The organism is Paracoccus sp. (in: a-proteobacteria) (genome assembly GCF_047605025.1).
In the GTDB taxonomy this organism is placed as follows: Bacteria; Pseudomonadota; Alphaproteobacteria; order Rhodobacterales; family Rhodobacteraceae; genus Paracoccus.
In genome coordinates this window covers 22,145-38,539 of record NZ_JASGGO010000016.1, presented here as the reverse complement: position 1 = coordinate 38,539, position 16,395 = coordinate 22,145, and the positions used below count along the sequence as shown (strand labels likewise).

Here is a 16,395-nt window from a genome sequence, read left to right as displayed (position 1 = left end):
TTCACTGTCCAATCGGTTGCAGGGGCTGGCGGGCCATCGGACGGATGACCGGATGGCCCAGGCTGTCGGTCAGCCGCTCGACCGCGACGCGGTAAAGGGGGCCGATGATTTCGGGGGTCAGCACGTCATGGGGGGCGCCCTCGGCGACGACGCGGCCCTCGCCCAGAAGCGTGATGCGGTCGGCGAATTGCGCGGCAAGGCTAAGGTCGTGCAGCACCATCACCGTGATCAGGCCGCGCTTGCGGGTTTCCTCGCGCACATGGTCCAGCAGCACCATCTGGTGGTGCATGTCCAGCGCGCTGACCGGCTCGTCCAGCAGCAGCACCTGCGGGTCGCGTAGCATGACCTGCGCGAAGAGCGCAAGCTGGCGCTGGCCCCCCGACAGGCTTTGCACGTCGCGCTGCGCCAGATGGTCGATGCCGACGGCGCGCATCGCCGACAGCGCCGCGTGCAGGTCGTCATCGCCCAGATGCATGTGCAGCGCGTCCATCCGGCCCAGCAGCACCACGTCCAGCGTGGACAGCGCCGCCTCGACCCCGGTGTCCTGCGGCATATAGCCGATGATCCGGCGCCAGCGATACAGGCTGCGGCGCGACAGCACCTGATCGCCCAGACTGATGCGGCCGGCCTTGGGCGTCAGCTCGCCAAAGATCGCCTTGATCAGCGAGGATTTCCCGGTGCCGTTCGGCCCCAGGATCGCACAGACCTCGCCGGGCCGGAAGCTGAGCGAGACATCCCGCGCGGTGCAGGTCTGGCCGCGCATCAGCGTCAGGTCGTGGATGGCAAGCACGCTCATTTCGCCCTCAGCATGATCCAGAAAAAGAAGGGCACGCCCACGAAAGATGTCACGATGCCGACCGGAAACAGCGCGCCGGGGATGACGACCTTGGACAGGACCGAGGCCACCGACAGGAAGGCCGCCCCCGCCATCATCGCGCCGGGCAGGAAAAACCGCTGATCCTCGCCCAGCAGCATCCGCGCGACATGCGGCGCGACCAGCCCGACAAAGCCGATGATGCCGACGAAGGCGATGGCCGTCGCCGTCATCACCGCGACGATCACCAGCGTGGTGAAGCGCAGCCGCGCCACATTGACCCCCAGAGAGGCCGCCCGCGTTTCCCCCAGCTTCAGCGCCGTCAGTTTCCAGGCATCGCGGAACAGCAGGACGACACAAGCGGCGGTGACGACGGTGGTGACCGACAGGTTCATCCATGTCGCCTTGGTCAGGCTGCCGAACAGCCAGAACAGGATCTGCTGGCTGACCTCGGGGGCGGACAGGTATTGCACCAGCGACAGCATCGACTGGAACAGGAACAGCAGCGAAATCCCCGCCAGCACCAGCATCGAGGATGAAATCCGCCGCAGCGAGGCCAGCCCGAACAGGATCGACGCGGCGATCATGGTGACGGCGAAGGCGCCCACCGGCACCGCCACGGCCAAGGGCAGCCCGAAGGTGCCGAAGGCGATGACCAGCGAGGCACCAAGCCCCGCAGCGGCGGCCAGGCCCAGGGTATAGGGGCTGGCCATGGGGTTGTTCAGCAGCGTCTGGATTTCCGCCCCGCCGACGCCAAGCGCCGCGCCGACGACCAGCGCCATCAGCGCCATCGGCAGGCGCAGGTCGTGGACGATAACCATGGTCATCGGCTCGACCCCCTCGCGGCGGAACAGGGCGGCCAGCACATCGCGGACCGGCAGCATCGAGGGGCCGGTCGCCACATCCAGCACCAGGCTGATCAGGCAGATCACGGCAAAACCCGCCACGATGCGCCAGCGCCGGAACTCGCTCCGGCGCTGGTCGGCGATGGCCGAGGCAAAGCTCTCGGGCAGGCTCACCTCATTCGCCAAGCTTCAGGGTGAAGGTGCCCTTCGGCGTGATGGGCAGGTATTTCTGATGGAAGGCCAGATACTCCGCCTCGGGGTTCAGATCCGCGAACAGGTCGGGATAAAGCGCCTTGGCGATGAACTGGACCATCGCATAATCCGCGATGGTGCGCGAGGCGCCCTGATAAACACCATAGACCTGACCGTTCTGCACGGCGGGCAGTTCGGCCCAGCCGGGGCGCTTGGTATAGCCTTCCAGGCGGCGTGCCGCCTCGGCCTTGTCGATGTTCACGCCCATGACCAGGGCTTCCTCGTTTTTCTTCAGCTCGGTCTCGCGCCCCGCCAGCAGGACCACCTCGGGCTTTGAGGTCAGCACCTGCTCGGGGTTCATCGGCCCCCACCATTCCACGAAGGGTTTGGCGATGTTTTCCGCCCCGGCCGTGTCGGACAGCGCGCCCCACATGTTCTTGCCATAGGTGAAGCTGTATTCCGCCGGACCCTTGTTGGCGAATTCGACATAGAAGCGCGGCTTTTCGCGGCCCGCCTCCGCGATGCGGCGCTGCACCTCGGTGACGGCGGTTTCATAGGTGCCGGCGATTTCCTCGGCGCGCGTGGTGTTGCCGGTGATCTCGCCGAAAAGCCGGGTCGAGGCCAGGTGGCGTTCCAGCGTCTCGGCATTGTAGTCGACCACGACGACCTTGATGCCGGCTTCCTCGATCCGGTCCACGTCGGGACCAAGCGCCATGAACTGCCATTCCGCCAGCACCGCGACATCGGGGTTCAGCGCCAGCAGCTTTTCGACCGAGAAGGTGCCCGCCTCGACCTCGCCCACATCGGGCAGTTCTTCCAGCTTGGGCATGGCGGCGCGATACAGATCCCATTGCGCCGGCGTCCAGCCCTCCCAGACCTCGCGCGAGAAGCCGACAACCTTGTCGAAGCTTTCGACCCCGCCGACGGCGATATAGTCGGGGTAGTAGAAGCCCAGGAAGACCCGCTCGGCCGGCAGGTCCAGCGTCACCTCGCGCTCCATGATGTCGGTGATGGTCTTCTCATCGGCGAAAGCCGCACCGAAAAGCGCAGGGCACATGGCAGTCAAAGCAACGGCACTTCGGCGCGTCCAAGCAGAAAGGGTCATTATATCCTCGTTAATCCAGTTACTTAATGGATGTCCCGCATATCAGTAAAATTACTTATTTTTTTGTCAAGTAATGTGCCGGCATAGAGACGCTGGCCAGACGCGCTTGCCGCCCCGCCGAAAGCCCGTCAGGATCCTTTGCTATGCGTTCTTGTGGAAAGGGCAGGGAAAGGCGTGAGCGAGGGCTGAAAGAGGCTTCGGCCTATATCGTGGTCACCGCGATGAACCGCGACGGCAAGTGGCCTTGATCCCGCCGATCACGACGCGGCGCTACATGCCGGAACCCCAGATGCTCGAAATCCCCCAGAAGCGAATCTCGGCGGGGTGGTCTGGATCTTCACATGCAGGCAATGGGTCATGCTCTACGATACCGATGTCGCAGCATGGCTCTGGGGCTGGGATGACAAGCCACGCAGGGCTTTCGGCACAGCATTCACGGCGCGGATCCGTTCCAGCCTGCCGGCGTTGGTCAGGATGGAAGCCGCCAGAATCGTCGCCCCGATGAAATAGCCGCCGCCCACAGGAATGAAACAATGGCCGGGCCGGGGCCTGCCGAGGGCATCGACCTCATGCGCATGAAAAAACCCCGTGCCATCGTCACGGGGTCCGTTCATTGCTGATGGTCGCCTTAAATGCCGCGCGCAACCCGTTCGATATCGCCGCGGGTCAGGCCGATATCGGTAAGGTCATGATCCGACAGCGCGTTCAACTCGCGGCGGGTGATGCGGGCGTCATTCCAGGCAGCGATCATTGCGGTCACGCGCGCGAAGACCCCACCAACGCCCGTAGTGGCAGCATGGCTATGGTTCATTTCGACAACGGACATCTCGGCACCTTATTTTCATCTTGCCCAATCATTGGGCCAGTTTCGGACAAGACGGATATAATCCGGGCAATCCCGGAACAGTAGGCATGATTCCGCAAAGCCGTCATGCAGCCCACGCCGCAGCGTCACCAAAGGCTCCCGCACTCTTTCTGCGGGCTGGCGCATGGATGACGGCCAGGCCCGCTCCGGCCTCGGCTTGCGGGCCAGCGAAGTGCGACACTGGATGCGGCGGCCAACCTTTCCCTCAGCGATTGCTGTCGATCCAGCGTGAGAGCAGCCCCCGGTCACGAAAGCATTCGTCCGGCACCGCGCGGCGCTTGATGCGGGCGATCCGCTCGGCAAAGGCCACCTGCCGCGAAGTCGGCTCGTTTCCGGCGACAGGCTTCAGCCTGGCCTGGGCGTCGATCCAGGCACTTAGCGAGCGGCGATCCTGCTGAACATCCCAGGGCAGCAGCGTCCGGTTCCGCATGGCCAGAGAGCGGGCATAAGCGATCTGACGCGGCGTGACCGGCAGGGCAAAAGGGGTGATTTCCATCGGCGATCTCCCTTCTCTCGTCTATGAACCCGATATAGAACATACAGGGAACAAAATCAACCGGAACAGCCAAGAGGAAGCGACCAGGCGGGGCGGAGGCGGCTGTCTGCCAGGTATCGCCAACGCCTGGAAACGACGCCTGCATGCCGGCAAGGCAGGGGTTGCAGCCTGCTGCGATGCAGAGCAGAAATACTCTGATCTAACTTTTCTGCCCCTCTCTCTCCCCCAAAGCCCGGAAGTGCATCTGAATGACCAGTCAAACAATCGAACTGCTTGCCAAACGGCGGACGCAATATGCCCTCGGCAAATCCATCCCTCTGAGCCATGATGAGGTTGAGGGCGTGATCAAGCAGGCGATCCGCCTGTCACCTTCCTCTTTCAATTCGCAAAGCTCACGCGCCGTCATCCTGTTCGGTGAGGAAAGCGAGAAAGCCTGGTCCCTGATCGAAGCGGAACTGCGCAAGATCGTGCCCGCAGACGCCTTCGCCTCGACCGAGGCAAAGATGAAAAGCTTCGCGGCAGGCGCGGGCACCGTGCTGTTCTATGAGGATCAGGACACGATCCGGGACTTGCAAGAGAAATTCTCGCTTTACGCCGCTGCATTTCCGGGCTTCTCCGCCCACTCGGCGGGGATGGCGCAACTTGCCGTCTGGACCGCGCTGGCCGAGGCGGGGATCGGCGCCAGCTTGCAGCATTACAGCCCGATTGCCGACGATGCCCTGGCGCAGGCTTTCGGCGTGCCCTCAAGCTGGAAGCTGATCGCGCAGATGCCTTTCGGCACAAACGAGGCTGAAATCCCGCCAAAGACCTTCATAGACGACGGCGAGCGATTCATCACGCTGGGGAAATAACGATCAAAAGAGGGCCTGGCGGCCCTCTTTTCATTTCGACTCAATGATATGAGTGGCGTGGCCCGGCACGGTCGGCGCCGCCCCTGGACGCGCGTTGGCGATGAAAGAGAACCATTGTTCCAACACGCCGCCCGAACTGGAAAATCTCTCTCAAGACATGCGTCATTCGAGAATGGTTCACCGCCAAAATCTCGACTAACTCTGTAGTGAATAAAAATGCGCCAACGGCCCATCAGCGAGTTAGAATAATGACACTTCGGACATTCTCGGCCTCTCTTGCCCTTGCGGCACTTGCCACGGGCATCTCGGCCCCCGCCTTCGCCGACACCCTCCGCATAGGGTGGCAGCAGATCGTCGAACCATCGCGGGTGCCCCAGGCCGACAAGACCTATGAGGCCGCGACCGGGGTCGATGTGAAATGGCATCTGTTCGGCAGCGGCGCGGATGTGATCGCCGCCATCGCCTCCGGCTCGATCGACATCGGCTATGTCGGCTCTTCGCCGCTGACCGCCGCCGCATCGCAGGAACTGCCGATCTCGACCATCTATGTCGTCGGCAATATCGCATCGGCCGAGGCCCTTGTCGTGCGCGGCATCGAGAAACCCGAGGATCTAAATGGCAAGAAGATCGCCACGCCCTTCGTCTCGACCGCGCATTATTCGCTGCTGACGGCGCTGAAGCATTGGGGGATCCCGGCTTCCTCCGTCAGCCTTCTGAACCTGCGCCCGCAGGAAATCGCCGCCGCCTGGGAGCGGGGCGATATCGACGGCGCCTATATCTGGGACCCGGTCCTGAACCAGGCGCGCACGACCGGCGGAACCGTGCTGGCCGACAGCGCGGACGTGGCCGAATGGGGCGGTCCGACCTTCGACGCATGGATCGTGCGCAAGGATTACGCCAAAGAGCACCCCGATATCGTGACCGCCTTCGTCAAGGTGACGGGCGAGGCGACTGACAGCTATCTGGCCGATCCCGACGCATGGGGGGCCGACAGCGGGCAGGCGAAAAAGATCGCGGAACTGACGGGCGCGCCGGCGGCGGATGTGCCGGCCCTGCTGAAGGGCTATGACTTTGCCGGGCTAAAGGATCAGGCTTCCGAAAGGTTCCTTGGCGGGGCCACGGCCGCGGCCATCGCCTCGACGGCGACCTTCCTGCAAGAGCAGGGTTCGGCCAAGGCTCTGAACGACTATTCGCCCTATGTCGATGGCAGCTTCGCCGAAGCGGCCGCAAAGTGAGCCTGGACACCAAACACACGGACACACCCACCATTGCTGGCGCGGGCATCTCCGAGCTTCGCCTGTCGCGGGTGTCGCTTGCCTATGACAATGGGCAGACGGTCCTGCGCGACGTGACATTCACCCTGCCTCGCGGCGGCTTCATCTCGGTCGTGGGTCAATCCGGCTCGGGCAAGACCTCGCTGCTGAACCTCGCCGCCGGATTCGTCGCGCCCACATCCGGCAGGATCGCGATCGACGGCCAGCCTGTCACCGGACCGGGGCCTGACCGTGCCGTCGTCTTCCAGGACGACGCGCTGCTGCCATGGCGCAGCGTCGGGGAAAACGTGGCCCTGCCGCTGAAACTGGCGGGCATGCCGCGTGCCGCGCGGCTGGAGCGCGCAAGGCATTGGCTGGCGCAGGTCGGGCTGGCCGAACATGAGGGGAAACCCGTCTGGCAGCTTTCGGGCGGGCAGCGCCAGCGCGTCGGCATCGCGCGCGCCCTGGCTGCCGAGCCCGCGTTTCTGCTGATGGATGAACCGCTTGGCGCGCTGGACGCGATGACCCGCGACCGCATGCACGAATTGCTGCTGAAACTATGGCGCGAAAGCCATGCGGGCGCGCTGCTGATCACCCACAGCATCGAAGAGGCGGTGTTTCTGTCCACCTCGGTCGTGGTTCTGGCGCCGGGACCGGGGCGAATCGTCCTTCAGCAGGACCTCGACTTCGGGCGGCGCTTCCTGGCCGGCGAGGACCCCCGCGCCCTGAAATCCGAGCCGGCCTTCATCGACGCCCGCGAACGCCTGCTTGCGGCCATTCACGGAGATTATGACTGATGACCGACGCGACATCGATTCCCGCCCCGGCCCCCCGACCCGCGCGCCGCCGCCTTTCCCTGCGGGGATGGCCCACGCTGGCGACCATCGCCGCGTTGCTGGCGCTGTGGACGGCGGCATCGGCGCTAGGCTGGGCCTCTCCGGTTTTCCTGCCCTCGCCCGGCCGGGTCTGGGCGGCATTGCAGCGGGCGGCGACCGACGGCTATGCCAATGCGACACTTTGGGCGCATATGGGGGCCAGCCTTTGGCGGGTCTTCGTGGCGCTGGTCTGCACATTGGCCGTCGGCATTCCGGCGGGACTGCTGATCGCCACATCGCGTATCGGGCGGGGCATCCTTGACCCGCTGGTCGAGTTCATCCGCCCGCTGCCGCCGCTGGCCTATCTGCCGCTGATCATCATCTGGTTCGGCATCGGTGAGCCGTCCAAGGTGCTGGTCATCGGCATCGCCATGCTGGCGCCGATCGTGATCTCGACCGTCGCGGGCGCCCGCGCGGCGACCGAGGGCCAGATCCGCGCGGCCCGCGCCTTCGGCGCCACGCGCGGCCAGATGATCACCGAGGTCATGCTGCCCGCCGCCCTGCCCTCGATCCTTTCGGGCGTCCGCATCGCGCTTGGCACCGGCTGGACCACACTGGTCGCGGCGGAACTGGTCGCCGCAACCCGTGGGCTGGGCTATATGATCCAGTCCGCCGCGCAATTCCTGGTGACCGACATGGTGATCGCGGGAATCCTGGTGATCTCGGCACTGGCGATCATTTCAGAACTGGCGCTTCGCTATATCGAGCAGCGTTTCCTGCCCTGGATCGGCAGAACGTGAAAGGAACGGCGGCCCGTCCCGCAATCCTTTGATCTCCACAGGTTCAGCCAAGTGCGCCGGCTGGACCATGGCGGCCCGCTGAATCCGGCCGCCGGGACACGGGCATCGCGCCAGCCCTTGCCGATCACGGCATCGGCCATCCCAGACGCGATGCCGCAAACGCCTTACTCCCCCGGTCCGCCCAGGCCGATGCGACTGTAAGCCTCGGGCGGCGCATCGTTTTCGATCATCAGCTCTCGCATCCTTTCGATCAGACGCACCTCTGTCCGGGGATCGTCCAAAGGCTTCCCCTGCCCAGGATCGCTATCGACATCGTAAAGCCGGGTCTCGCTTTCCAGCAAGGAACCGGGGCCGTAATTCGTATAGAAGGGCGAACGGTGGATGACCGGCACCTTCAGCACGGGAACCCCTTTCGTCCAGGAAAAGGGCGGGTGCAGCGTCGCCCCGGCAAGTTCCCTGGGGGTAAAGCGGGTTTTCAGATGCGTCGGCATCAGGGTATATTGGTGGATCTCCTGATCCTCGATGCTGTCGGGATAGCGGTGATAGGTATGGTGCCCGTCGGTGATGTTCACCGCGCCCCCGAAATAGCCGAAGATCACCGCGTCGTGATGCGCCTCGCCCACCAGAGAGCGGCCCTTCATCTCGGGCGCGGGGGGCAGGCCGAACAGCGCCAGAAGCGTGGGCGCGATGTCGATGGACTGCGTGACATCCCGCACCCGGCCAGCCTGAGGCGCGCGGGGATCGTGAATGAACAGCGGAATATTGGCGATCTCCTGATAGATCGTCATCCGGTTCTTGGCCCAGAAATCATGCTCGCCCAGAAGGAAGCCGTGATCCGTGGTCACGATCAGCGCCGTATCCTTCCATAGGTCATGCGCATCGAAGGCATCCAGGACCTTGCCCAGCAATTCGTCGCAATGGGCCAGCGTGGCGCGATAATTCGCGCGCAGTTCCTCGGCCTCGCCCGGATCGTCATTGCCTCGGCCATAGGTCGGCCAATCGCGGATCGGACCGTTCCAGCCCGTGCGGAAGGCATCCTTGAAGCGATCCGGCGCATGGAATGGCTCATGGGGATCGAAGGTCTCGATCTGCAACAGCCAGTTCTCGGCCGCATGATTGCGTGACAGGAAGTCCAGCCCCCGCGCAAAGGTGCGGTGCGAGGGGAAGTCCTGTTCCTCGGTGATGAACTCGCGGTTCACGATATAGGGCTCGTAAATGCCCTTGACGCCGCCGCCCCGCTGCTTGGGATGATATTTCCGAGAAATCTCGTCCAGCGGCTTCGACTTGTCCACCTTCCACGGATCGGCCTCTTGCCCGCGAACGAAATCGAAGCTCGTATAGCGGTTGTGATAGGTCGCGCCGCCATCTTCCCAATAATGGTAATGATCGGTGACCAGATGCGAATGCACGCCGGCGTCATGCAGGATTTCGGGAAAGGCATTGTCGAACGGCTCAAGCGGCCCCCAGCTACGATGCAGGAACGACAGCCGCCCGGTCATCATGTCCCGCCGCGCGGGCATGCAGGGCATCGAGCCGACATAGTGCTTGTCATAGACCTGCGAACGCGCGGCCAGGCGGTCGAAGCTGGGCGTGGGCTGCTCGGTGCCGCCATAAGGGCCAAGCGCGCGGCGATTAAGGCTGTCGAACAGGATAAAAACCACTTTCATCGTAGTCAGTCCTTCACGGGTTCAAGGGTGGTGCCGGTGGCGGCATCGAAAAGATGGACGCGCGCGGGATCTGGGCGCAGCCAATGCGTCTGGCCCGTGCGGCCATCCGAGCCGGGGCGGCGCCAGCAGATCTGGCGACCGTCGAGATCGCCGAAGAAATAGGTCTCGGCCCCCAGATGCTCGACGATCCGGGCGCGGACGGCGAACGATCCGGGACTTTGCGGCTGGGCCTCGGCCAGATCCTCGGGGCGGATGCCGATATCGACGGCCCCGTCCGCCTCTTGCAGAAAAGCCAGGAGCAGATCGCCCAGATACACCCCGCCGCCCCTGATCCGCCCCGGCAGGATATTGATGCCGGGCGCGCCCACGAACTCGGCGACGAAACGGTTCGCCGGACGCGCGTAAAGGTCGAGCGGTGCGCCGATCTGCATGATACGGCCCCGGTCCAGGACCACGATCCGGTCGGCCATGGTCATCGCCTCGACCTGATCATGGGTGACATAGACCGAGGTGGCGCCCAATCGGTCATGCAGGCTGCGCACCTCGGTCCGCATCTGCACCCGCAGGCGGGCGTCCAGGTTCGACAATGGCTCGTCGAACAGGAACAGCGCGGGCTTGCGCACGATCGCGCGGCCCATCGCGACGCGCTGGCGCTGACCACCGGAAAGCGCGCGTGGCTTGCGATCCAGAAGGTCCCGCAGGCCCAGCAGGTCCGCCGCATCCTCGACCGCGCTGGAAATCCCGGCGCGAGACAGGCCCGAGAGCTTCAGGGCGAAGCCGATATTTTCGCGCACGGTCATATGCGGGTAAAGCGCATAGGACTGGAACACCATGGCGATATCACGCTCGCGCGGCTCAAGCCCGGTGACATCGCGCCCGGCGATATGGATGCCCCCCGCATCGGCGTCCTCCAGCCCCGCGATCAGGCGCAGAAGCGTGGACTTGCCGCAGCCCGAGGGACCGACCAGCACCAGGAATTCGCCGTCGCGCACTTCAAGATCGATGCCGGCCAGCACCTCGGCCTTGCCGAAGCTCTTGACGATGCCGGTCAGATTCAGGTTTGCCATGTCATGTCCTATTTCACCGCACCGCCGGTCAGGCCCTGGACCACGAAACGCTGCCCAAAGATCATCAGCAGCAGGGCGGGCAGGATCGCGATCATGGACGCGGCGGCCATCGGGCCGTTCTGGATTTCGAATTGCTGGGCGAATTGGGCGATGCCCACCGGCACCGTCGCCGCCTTGCGCGAGGTCAGCGTCAGCGCGGTCGAGAACTCGTTCCACGAAAAGGTGAAGGCCAGCACTCCGGCCGCGATCAGACCGGGCACGATCAGGGGCAGCACCACCCTGAGAAAGACCTGCGAAGGCTTGCAGCCGTCGACGCGGGCCGCCTCTTCCAGTTCGGGCGGGATGTCGCGGACGAAGCCCATCAGCAGCCAGACCGTCAGCGGCAGGTTCAGCGCCAGATGCGTCAGCACCAGGGCCGCCGGAGTGTTGTAAAGCCCGACACCCCGAAACATCAGATACCAGGGCCCGGCCAGCGCCAGCGTGGGCATGATGTGAAAGATCAGCGTCCATCCCAGGAACAGCCGTCCGATCAGGCGCGAGTATTTCAGACGCTCCAGCGCGTAGGCGGCCAGCAGCCCGATCACCAGCACCAAAGCGGTCGAGATCGCGGCCACGGCCAAGCTGTTCCACAGATTGCGCGGAAAATTCGAGCGGCGGCCGAACAGGACCTGTTCATAGTTCGCCAAGGTCGGCGTGAACCGGATCTGACCCGTCGCGATGGCGATTTCGGTCTTGAGCGATGTGGCGAGAATATAAAGAAACGGCGCCAGCGTGAAGATGACCGACAGGGCCAGCAGAACGTGGCCAAGGATCAGGCTGCGCCCCCGAAGCTCAAGCATGACGGGCCTCCGTCGCGCGTCGGGCGGTCCATGCCGTCAGCAGGAAGGCCAGGATGATGGCGATCGTCATCACCGACAGCAGCGCACCATATCCCATGTTGTTCTGCTCGAAGAAGACCTTGTAAAGCCGCAGGCTCAGCACTTCGGTCGATGTGCCGGGGCCGCCCCCGGTCAGCAGGACGATCTGGTCGAAGACCTTGAAGGCCGCGATGGCGCGAAAGATGAAGGCCACGGCGATGGCCGGGGCCAGCAAGGGCAGGATGACATGGCGCAGCAGTTGCCAGCGTGTCGCACCGTCGATCCGCGCCGCCTCGATCACGTCGCGCGGCAACCCCTCGACGGCCGCGAACAGGATCAGGAAGACAAGCGGGGTCCAGTGCCAGATGTCCACCACCACGACCGACAGCAGCGCGATCGAGGTGTCGGACAGCCATTGGACGCGCGACAGCCCCAATCCCGCAAGGATCTGGTTGAGCAGACCGAAATCATAGGAATACATCAGCCGCCACATCGCCCCGATGGCGACGGGCGATACCAGGATGGGCAGGATCGTGATGGTTCGGATCACCCCCTTGCCGCGTCGCACCGAGGCGGCAAGGACGGCCAGCGCGATGCCCAGCGCCATCTCGGCCGACACGGAAAGCACGACAAAGACCAATGTGTTCCAGATAGCCGTCAGGAACAGCCGGTCCCCGGCCAGCATGGCCAGGTTCCTCATGGGGGCAAAACTCCAGTTCAGGCTTCCCCGGCTGAAGCTGATCTCGGCCATGGCCATCAGCATCAGGTTGACCACCGGCACCACGGTCAGCAGCACCAGCACGATCACCGCCGGCAGCAGCGCGAAACGCCGAAAGGCCCGCAATCCACGCGGATCCCGGCGGGGCGCGGCGGGGCGCCCCTGTTTCGTTTCCGTCAAGGTCATCGCGCCGCCCTTATTCCGGCAGATCCGGCAGACGGCCGGTCTTGCGGCCCGTCCGCTGGAAGATCGTCTCGATCTCGCGGGCGGCGGTGTTCAGGGCCGCCGTGGTGGTGATCTCTCCGATCAGAGCCTGGTTAAGCCGCAGGCCAAGAACATTGTCCACCTCGGCCGCTTCCGCATAGCCATATGGGCTGAAAGCGTCTTGCAGGTTCGCAAGATAGCCGTCGATCCAGAAATAATCCGGGTCGCCCTTCAGCGCCTCAAGCACATCGGCCCGCACCGGAACGCCGCCGGCCTCGGCATAGGCTTCCTGCGCGGGCTTGGATACGAACCATTTCAGGAAGGCCAACGCGGCCTGCTTTTCCTCGGCCGAGATATTCTGCGGGATCACCGAAACCCAGTTCCCCAGCGGCGAGGGCAGTTTCGTATCCCCGGCACGCGGATTCGGCACCGCGCCCAGCTTGCCCGCGACAACGGATTTCGCGGGATCCGTCAGGCTTGACATGGCTGCGACGACCACCTGGATTTCAGCGGCCTTTCCGGTCTGCATCAACTGGATCACGTCGTTCTGCGTCAGCGCCGCCACGTTCTCGGGCCCGCAATCCCGGATGATTTCGATGAATTTGTCCAAGGCCGCCAAAGCTTCGGGGCTGTTGATGGTAACGGTATAGTCGCCGTTTTCCATATCGGCGGCGATATTGCCGCCATATGCCGCAAGATAGGGCGAGAACTCGAACCGGATCGAGCCGCGCTCGCCTCGGGTCACATAGCCATAAAGGTCCGTCGCCTTCTGAATGGCCTTGCAGCTTGCCAACACGTCGTCGACCGTGGCGGGGGGCGTCAGGCCGGCCTTGTCGTAGACATCCTTGCGATAGACCTGCATATGCGTGTTGCAGTTCGGAGGCACGCCAAAGATCGTCCCGCCCTCGGCCGTGCGCCAGCGTTTAGCGGCGTTCCACCAATGTGTCTGGCCGCACTGGAAAACCTGTTCCGGCAGGCTGAAATCCGGGTCGATCTGCTTAAGCGGCGTCAGTGTATCGGATTCGTAGAATTCGACTAACCAGGCGGCGTCGATATTCAGAAGCTGATGCGTGCTTTCCGCACCCCGCACGGCGTTACGCGCCTTTTCCAGCATTCCCGAATAGGGCGTTACGTCCAGATCAATTTCGTTCCCGGTCTGCTCGGAATAAAGCGCGACCGCCGCCTCGTAACCGGAAAACCAGGGCGAGGCATTGATCAGGATGGTGATCGGCACCTGCTCTCCGACCTCGGGGAACTCGTCGGCCAGCACCGGACAGGCGACGAAAGCAGTAGCGGCAAGCACCGCACCCAACCGCACCGCGGCCTTGATTTGACGGGTCATCTCTTGTCTCTCTCGATTGGCGCCACAAACACGACTGGCGCGATAGATATTATTGACAAAGCTCAACCCTGGGGGTGAAGTAAAATGAAATCGGATGGCTTCGGCCATAACTTCTGGGAATGAGATGGACAGAAATCTGCGAGCCTTTCTTTCCGTGGCACGAAAAGGCAATCTGACCGCCGCTTCCGAGGAAATTGGTCTGACGCAGCCCGCCGTGACGAAAACGATCCGGCGGCTCGAATCAGAGCTGGGAACCACGCTTTTCGAACGGACCGCGCGCGGAATGTTCCTGAACGAGGCCGGAAAGTGTTTCCTGAGCAGAGCCGAATCGATCGAGAACCAGTATCGTTTCGCCGCCGAGGAAATGACCGCCCAGTCGCGTGGTCAGAAGCCCGTCCTGCGGATCGTGGCCGGGGTCGCCTATCTGGCGGGTATCTCAATGGCGCTGGCCGCCCGACTGCACGAGGAATTTCCCGACACGCAGATCGACCTGCGCGCCGACCTGACAGAACCGAACATGCCCGACCTGATCCGGGGCGACGTGGACATGATCCTGGGCGCTCTGGTCGGTCCGCCTCCGCCGGGCATCGCGGTCCATCCGCTGCTGCGCGTGGATGTCCACGTTTTCGCCGGACCGAAGAACCCGCTTTTTCACCAGCCGGCGGCAAGCCTGGCCGAAACGGCGCCTTACCCCTGGGCGACCTTTCACCGCGACAGCTTCACCGAGGATCGCCTGGGCCGCGCCTTCGCGGATCTTCGCCTGGCGCCTCCGCGGATCGGCTTTGTCGCCCACAGCATCGAAGCCTGCCTGGATCTGGTCTCGGCATCCGTCGCGCTGATCGCCGCCGCCCATCCGATCGGCGATCTCGCCAGGGAACGCGGCCTTAGGCGACTTGCCCTGCCCGGCCCGCTCTGGAGCTTTCAGTCCGGCATCTGGCTGCGCGAAAGCGCGCGCGGCTTTCCGGTCATGCAGCGGGCAATCGCGTTGCTGGACAAGCTTTCGACACCATTGCGCCATGAATTCCAGTTATGACAGGCGCCCAGCCATTTCATTTCCGCCGCACCATCGCGCGGCATAGGGTCCGCCACGATCCCAAGCCGGAGCCGGTAATGTCCCGCCCCAATGTCATCGTCTTCTTTACGGACCAGCAACGGTTCGATACCTCGGGCCTGCATGGCAACCCGATGGGGCTGACCCCGAATTTCGATCGCATCGCCCGCGAAGGCACGCATGTCGCCCAGGCTCTTGCGTGCCAACCCCTTTGCGGCCCGGCACGCGCGGCGCTGCAAACAGGACGATACGCCACCTCGGCCGGGGTCTGGCGCAACGAAATCGCACTCTCGCCGCAGATCCCCACCCTGGCACAGATCTTCGCCGAGGGCGGCTGGCGCACCGGCTATATCGGCAAGTGGCATCTTGCCGGAGCCGATCCCGTTCCCAGGGATGCGCGCGGCGGCTATCGGGACTGGCTGGGCGCGAACCACCTGGAATTCGTCTCGGACGCCTATGATACCCGCCTGACGGACGGCGACGGCATCGAGCATAAGCTGCCCGGCTATCGCGTGGACGCGATGACGGACGCCGCGATCCGCTATATCGACGCCCATCAGGCCGAACCGTTCCTGCTGTTCGTCTCGTTCCTTGAACCGCATCACCAGAACCATACCGACGACTATCCCGCCCCGACCGGGTATCGCGAGGAAATGCAGCGCGACCTGTGGACCCCGCCCGACCTTCAGGCATTGCAGGGCACGTCAAGCTGGCATCTGGCGGGCTACTACGGGATGGTCAAGCGGCTGGACGAAGCCTTCGGGCGCCTGCTCGATGCGCTGAAAAGCCTTGATCTCGCCAGGAATACCATCGTGCTTTTCACCTCGGATCACGGCTGTCACTTCAAGACGCGCAACGACGAATACAAGCGATCCTGCCACGATGTTTCGATCAGGGTGCCCATGGCCCTGACCGGACCAGGTTTCGACAGCGGCGGACAGGTGCGGGCGCTGGTGAATACCACGGACATCGCGCCGACGCTGATCGACGCCGCCGGCCTGACGGTGCCAAAGGGAATGGAGGGCCGTTCGATCCTACCGTTGCTGCGCGATCCCAAGACCGACTGGCGCAAGGAAAGCTTCATCCAGATCTCGGAAACCGAAACCGGCCGCGCCATTCGCACGCAGCGATGGAAATACGGCGTGACCGCGCTGGATTCCCGAACGGACGAGGCGGCCGACAGCTATAACGAAAGCTTCCTATATGATCTGGACGCGGACCCCTATGAGATGGTGAACCTGATCGGCTTTCCGGCATTTGCCGCGGTATCCGCCGATCTGCGCGTTCGCTTGCTGGACTGGATAGAGCGGGTCGAACGACGCCAGCCCCGGATCGCGGCACATCCCGAACGCGAGCAGCGGCAGCATCGCCTGCATCCGGCGCAACTGCTGGACGATTACCGCAAAGGTCTGGTGGGGCGCAGCCATGGAGGCGCCTGAGCGCAAGACATGCT

The 16,395-nt window shown here is 63.9% G+C and carries 17 protein-coding genes; 7 read left to right on the top strand and 10 right to left on the bottom strand.

Going from position 1 to position 16,395, the window contains the following annotated elements; translation table 11 throughout:
- Position 1: 1 nt before the first annotated feature.
- From QM682_RS10740 to QM682_RS10730, 3 genes are read right to left on the bottom strand one after another with little or no spacing between them, the layout of a single operon-like run.
- Positions 2 to 796 carry an ABC transporter ATP-binding protein gene (locus QM682_RS10740; RefSeq protein WP_415129549.1) on the bottom strand — a complete coding sequence of 265 codons (795 nt, stop codon included), beginning with the start codon at positions 794 to 796 and terminating at the stop codon, positions 2 to 4.
- A complete protein-coding gene (locus tag QM682_RS10735; protein WP_415129547.1) occupies positions 793 to 1,833 on the bottom strand; it encodes a FecCD family ABC transporter permease in 1,041 nt (346 codons plus the stop codon). The genes QM682_RS10740 and QM682_RS10735 overlap by 4 nt, the downstream gene beginning before the upstream one ends.
- 1 nt (position 1,834) lies before the next feature.
- Positions 1,835 to 2,908, bottom strand: a complete 1,074-nt coding sequence (locus tag QM682_RS10730) for an ABC transporter substrate-binding protein (RefSeq protein ID WP_415129545.1) — start codon at positions 2,906 to 2,908, stop codon at positions 1,835 to 1,837.
- Between the two features lie 405 nt (positions 2,909 to 3,313).
- Here QM682_RS10730 and QM682_RS10725 point away from each other — a divergent pair, with 405 nt between their 5' ends.
- Entirely contained in the window at positions 3,314 to 3,466 is a 153-nt protein-coding gene (locus tag QM682_RS10725) for a hypothetical protein (protein ID WP_415129543.1), read from the top strand.
- Positions 3,467 to 3,584: 118 nt separating this feature from the next.
- Here the strand turns inward: QM682_RS10725 and QM682_RS10720 are convergent, their stop codons facing one another.
- Positions 3,585 to 3,782, bottom strand: a complete 198-nt coding sequence (locus QM682_RS10720) for a DUF1127 domain-containing protein (protein WP_415129541.1) — start codon at positions 3,780 to 3,782, stop codon at positions 3,585 to 3,587.
- A 244-nt stretch (positions 3,783 to 4,026) separates the two neighbouring features.
- Positions 4,027 to 4,317, bottom strand: a complete 291-nt coding sequence (locus tag QM682_RS10715) for a hypothetical protein (RefSeq protein WP_415129539.1) — start codon at positions 4,315 to 4,317, stop codon at positions 4,027 to 4,029.
- A gap of 248 nt (positions 4,318 to 4,565) precedes the next feature.
- Here QM682_RS10715 and QM682_RS10710 point away from each other — a divergent pair, with 248 nt between their 5' ends.
- From QM682_RS10710 to QM682_RS10695, 4 genes are all read left to right on the top strand, one after another.
- Complete coding sequence (locus QM682_RS10710; RefSeq protein ID WP_415129537.1) at positions 4,566 to 5,168, top strand: nitroreductase family protein; 603 nt, start codon at positions 4,566 to 4,568, stop codon at positions 5,166 to 5,168.
- 248 nt (positions 5,169 to 5,416) lie between these two features.
- Positions 5,417 to 6,403, top strand: a complete 987-nt coding sequence (gene tauA / locus QM682_RS10705) for a taurine ABC transporter substrate-binding protein (RefSeq protein ID WP_415129535.1) — start codon at positions 5,417 to 5,419, stop codon at positions 6,401 to 6,403.
- A complete protein-coding gene (locus QM682_RS10700; protein ID WP_415129533.1) occupies positions 6,400 to 7,218 on the top strand; it encodes a taurine ABC transporter ATP-binding protein in 819 nt (272 codons plus the stop codon). Before tauA ends, QM682_RS10700 begins: the two co-directional genes overlap by 4 nt.
- Complete coding sequence (locus QM682_RS10695; protein ID WP_415129531.1) at positions 7,218 to 8,036, top strand: ABC transporter permease subunit; 819 nt, start codon at positions 7,218 to 7,220, stop codon at positions 8,034 to 8,036. Before QM682_RS10700 ends, QM682_RS10695 begins: the two co-directional genes overlap by 1 nt.
- 164 nt (positions 8,037 to 8,200) lie before the next feature.
- On the opposite strand, the gene QM682_RS10690 is transcribed toward QM682_RS10695, so the two are convergent.
- Genes QM682_RS10690 through QM682_RS10670 form a run of 5 tightly spaced genes read right to left on the bottom strand, consistent with a single transcriptional unit; the run spans position 8,201 to position 13,891 of the window.
- Entirely contained in the window at positions 8,201 to 9,703 is a 1,503-nt protein-coding gene (locus tag QM682_RS10690) for a sulfatase (protein ID WP_415129529.1), read from the bottom strand.
- A 5-nt stretch (positions 9,704 to 9,708) separates the two neighbouring features.
- A complete protein-coding gene (locus tag QM682_RS10685) occupies positions 9,709 to 10,770 on the bottom strand; it encodes an ABC transporter ATP-binding protein (protein ID WP_415129527.1) in 1,062 nt (353 codons plus the stop codon).
- Between the two features lie 8 nt (positions 10,771 to 10,778).
- Positions 10,779 to 11,609, bottom strand: a complete 831-nt coding sequence (locus QM682_RS10680) for a carbohydrate ABC transporter permease (protein WP_415129525.1) — start codon at positions 11,607 to 11,609, stop codon at positions 10,779 to 10,781.
- Positions 11,602 to 12,531 (bottom strand): carbohydrate ABC transporter permease, encoded by a 930-nt coding sequence (locus QM682_RS10675; RefSeq protein ID WP_415129523.1) that lies wholly within the window; start codon positions 12,529 to 12,531, stop codon positions 11,602 to 11,604. Before QM682_RS10675 ends, QM682_RS10680 begins: the two co-directional genes overlap by 8 nt.
- 10 nt (positions 12,532 to 12,541) lie before the next feature.
- Positions 12,542 to 13,891 carry an ABC transporter substrate-binding protein gene (locus tag QM682_RS10670; protein ID WP_415129521.1) on the bottom strand — a complete coding sequence of 450 codons (1,350 nt, stop codon included), beginning with the start codon at positions 13,889 to 13,891 and terminating at the stop codon, positions 12,542 to 12,544.
- Between the two features lie 94 nt (positions 13,892 to 13,985).
- Here QM682_RS10670 and QM682_RS10665 point away from each other — a divergent pair, with 94 nt between their 5' ends.
- On the top strand, positions 13,986 to 14,924 hold the full coding sequence (locus QM682_RS10665) for a LysR family transcriptional regulator (protein ID WP_415129519.1): 939 nt from the start codon (positions 13,986 to 13,988) through the stop codon (positions 14,922 to 14,924).
- A gap of 77 nt (positions 14,925 to 15,001) precedes the next feature.
- A complete protein-coding gene (locus QM682_RS10660) occupies positions 15,002 to 16,381 on the top strand; it encodes a sulfatase-like hydrolase/transferase (RefSeq protein WP_415129517.1) in 1,380 nt (459 codons plus the stop codon).
- Positions 16,382 to 16,395 lie beyond the last annotated feature (14 nt).

Bases quoted from the DNA above. Each gene is read 5' to 3' on its own strand.
- QM682_RS10730 (WP_415129545.1), bottom strand. From the start codon at position 2,908: ATGTGCCCTGCGCTTTTCGGTGCGGCTTTCGCCGATGAGAAGACCATC.
- QM682_RS10675 (WP_415129523.1), bottom strand. From the start codon at position 12,531: ATGACCTTGACGGAAACGAAACAGGGGCGCCCCGCCGCGCCCCGCCGG.
- QM682_RS10715 (WP_415129539.1), bottom strand. From the start codon at position 4,317: ATGGAAATCACCCCTTTTGCCCTGCCGGTCACGCCGCGTCAGATCGCT.
- QM682_RS10720 (WP_415129541.1), bottom strand. From the start codon at position 3,782: ATGTCCGTTGTCGAAATGAACCATAGCCATGCTGCCACTACGGGCGTT.
- QM682_RS10680 (WP_415129525.1), bottom strand. From the start codon at position 11,609: ATGCTTGAGCTTCGGGGGCGCAGCCTGATCCTTGGCCACGTTCTGCTG.
- QM682_RS10710 (WP_415129537.1), top strand. From the start codon at position 4,566: ATGACCAGTCAAACAATCGAACTGCTTGCCAAACGGCGGACGCAATAT.
- QM682_RS10670 (WP_415129521.1), bottom strand. From the start codon at position 13,891: ATGACCCGTCAAATCAAGGCCGCGGTGCGGTTGGGTGCGGTGCTTGCC.
- QM682_RS10695 (WP_415129531.1), top strand. From the start codon at position 7,218: ATGACCGACGCGACATCGATTCCCGCCCCGGCCCCCCGACCCGCGCGC.
- QM682_RS10725 (WP_415129543.1), top strand. From the start codon at position 3,314: ATGCTCTACGATACCGATGTCGCAGCATGGCTCTGGGGCTGGGATGAC.
- QM682_RS10740 (WP_415129549.1), bottom strand. From the start codon at position 796: ATGAGCGTGCTTGCCATCCACGACCTGACGCTGATGCGCGGCCAGACC.
- QM682_RS10690 (WP_415129529.1), bottom strand. From the start codon at position 9,703: ATGAAAGTGGTTTTTATCCTGTTCGACAGCCTTAATCGCCGCGCGCTT.
- QM682_RS10685 (WP_415129527.1), bottom strand. From the start codon at position 10,770: ATGGCAAACCTGAATCTGACCGGCATCGTCAAGAGCTTCGGCAAGGCC.
- tauA (WP_415129535.1), top strand. From the start codon at position 5,417: ATGACACTTCGGACATTCTCGGCCTCTCTTGCCCTTGCGGCACTTGCC.
- QM682_RS10660 (WP_415129517.1), top strand. From the start codon at position 15,002: ATGTCCCGCCCCAATGTCATCGTCTTCTTTACGGACCAGCAACGGTTC.
- QM682_RS10665 (WP_415129519.1), top strand. From the start codon at position 13,986: ATGGCTTCGGCCATAACTTCTGGGAATGAGATGGACAGAAATCTGCGA.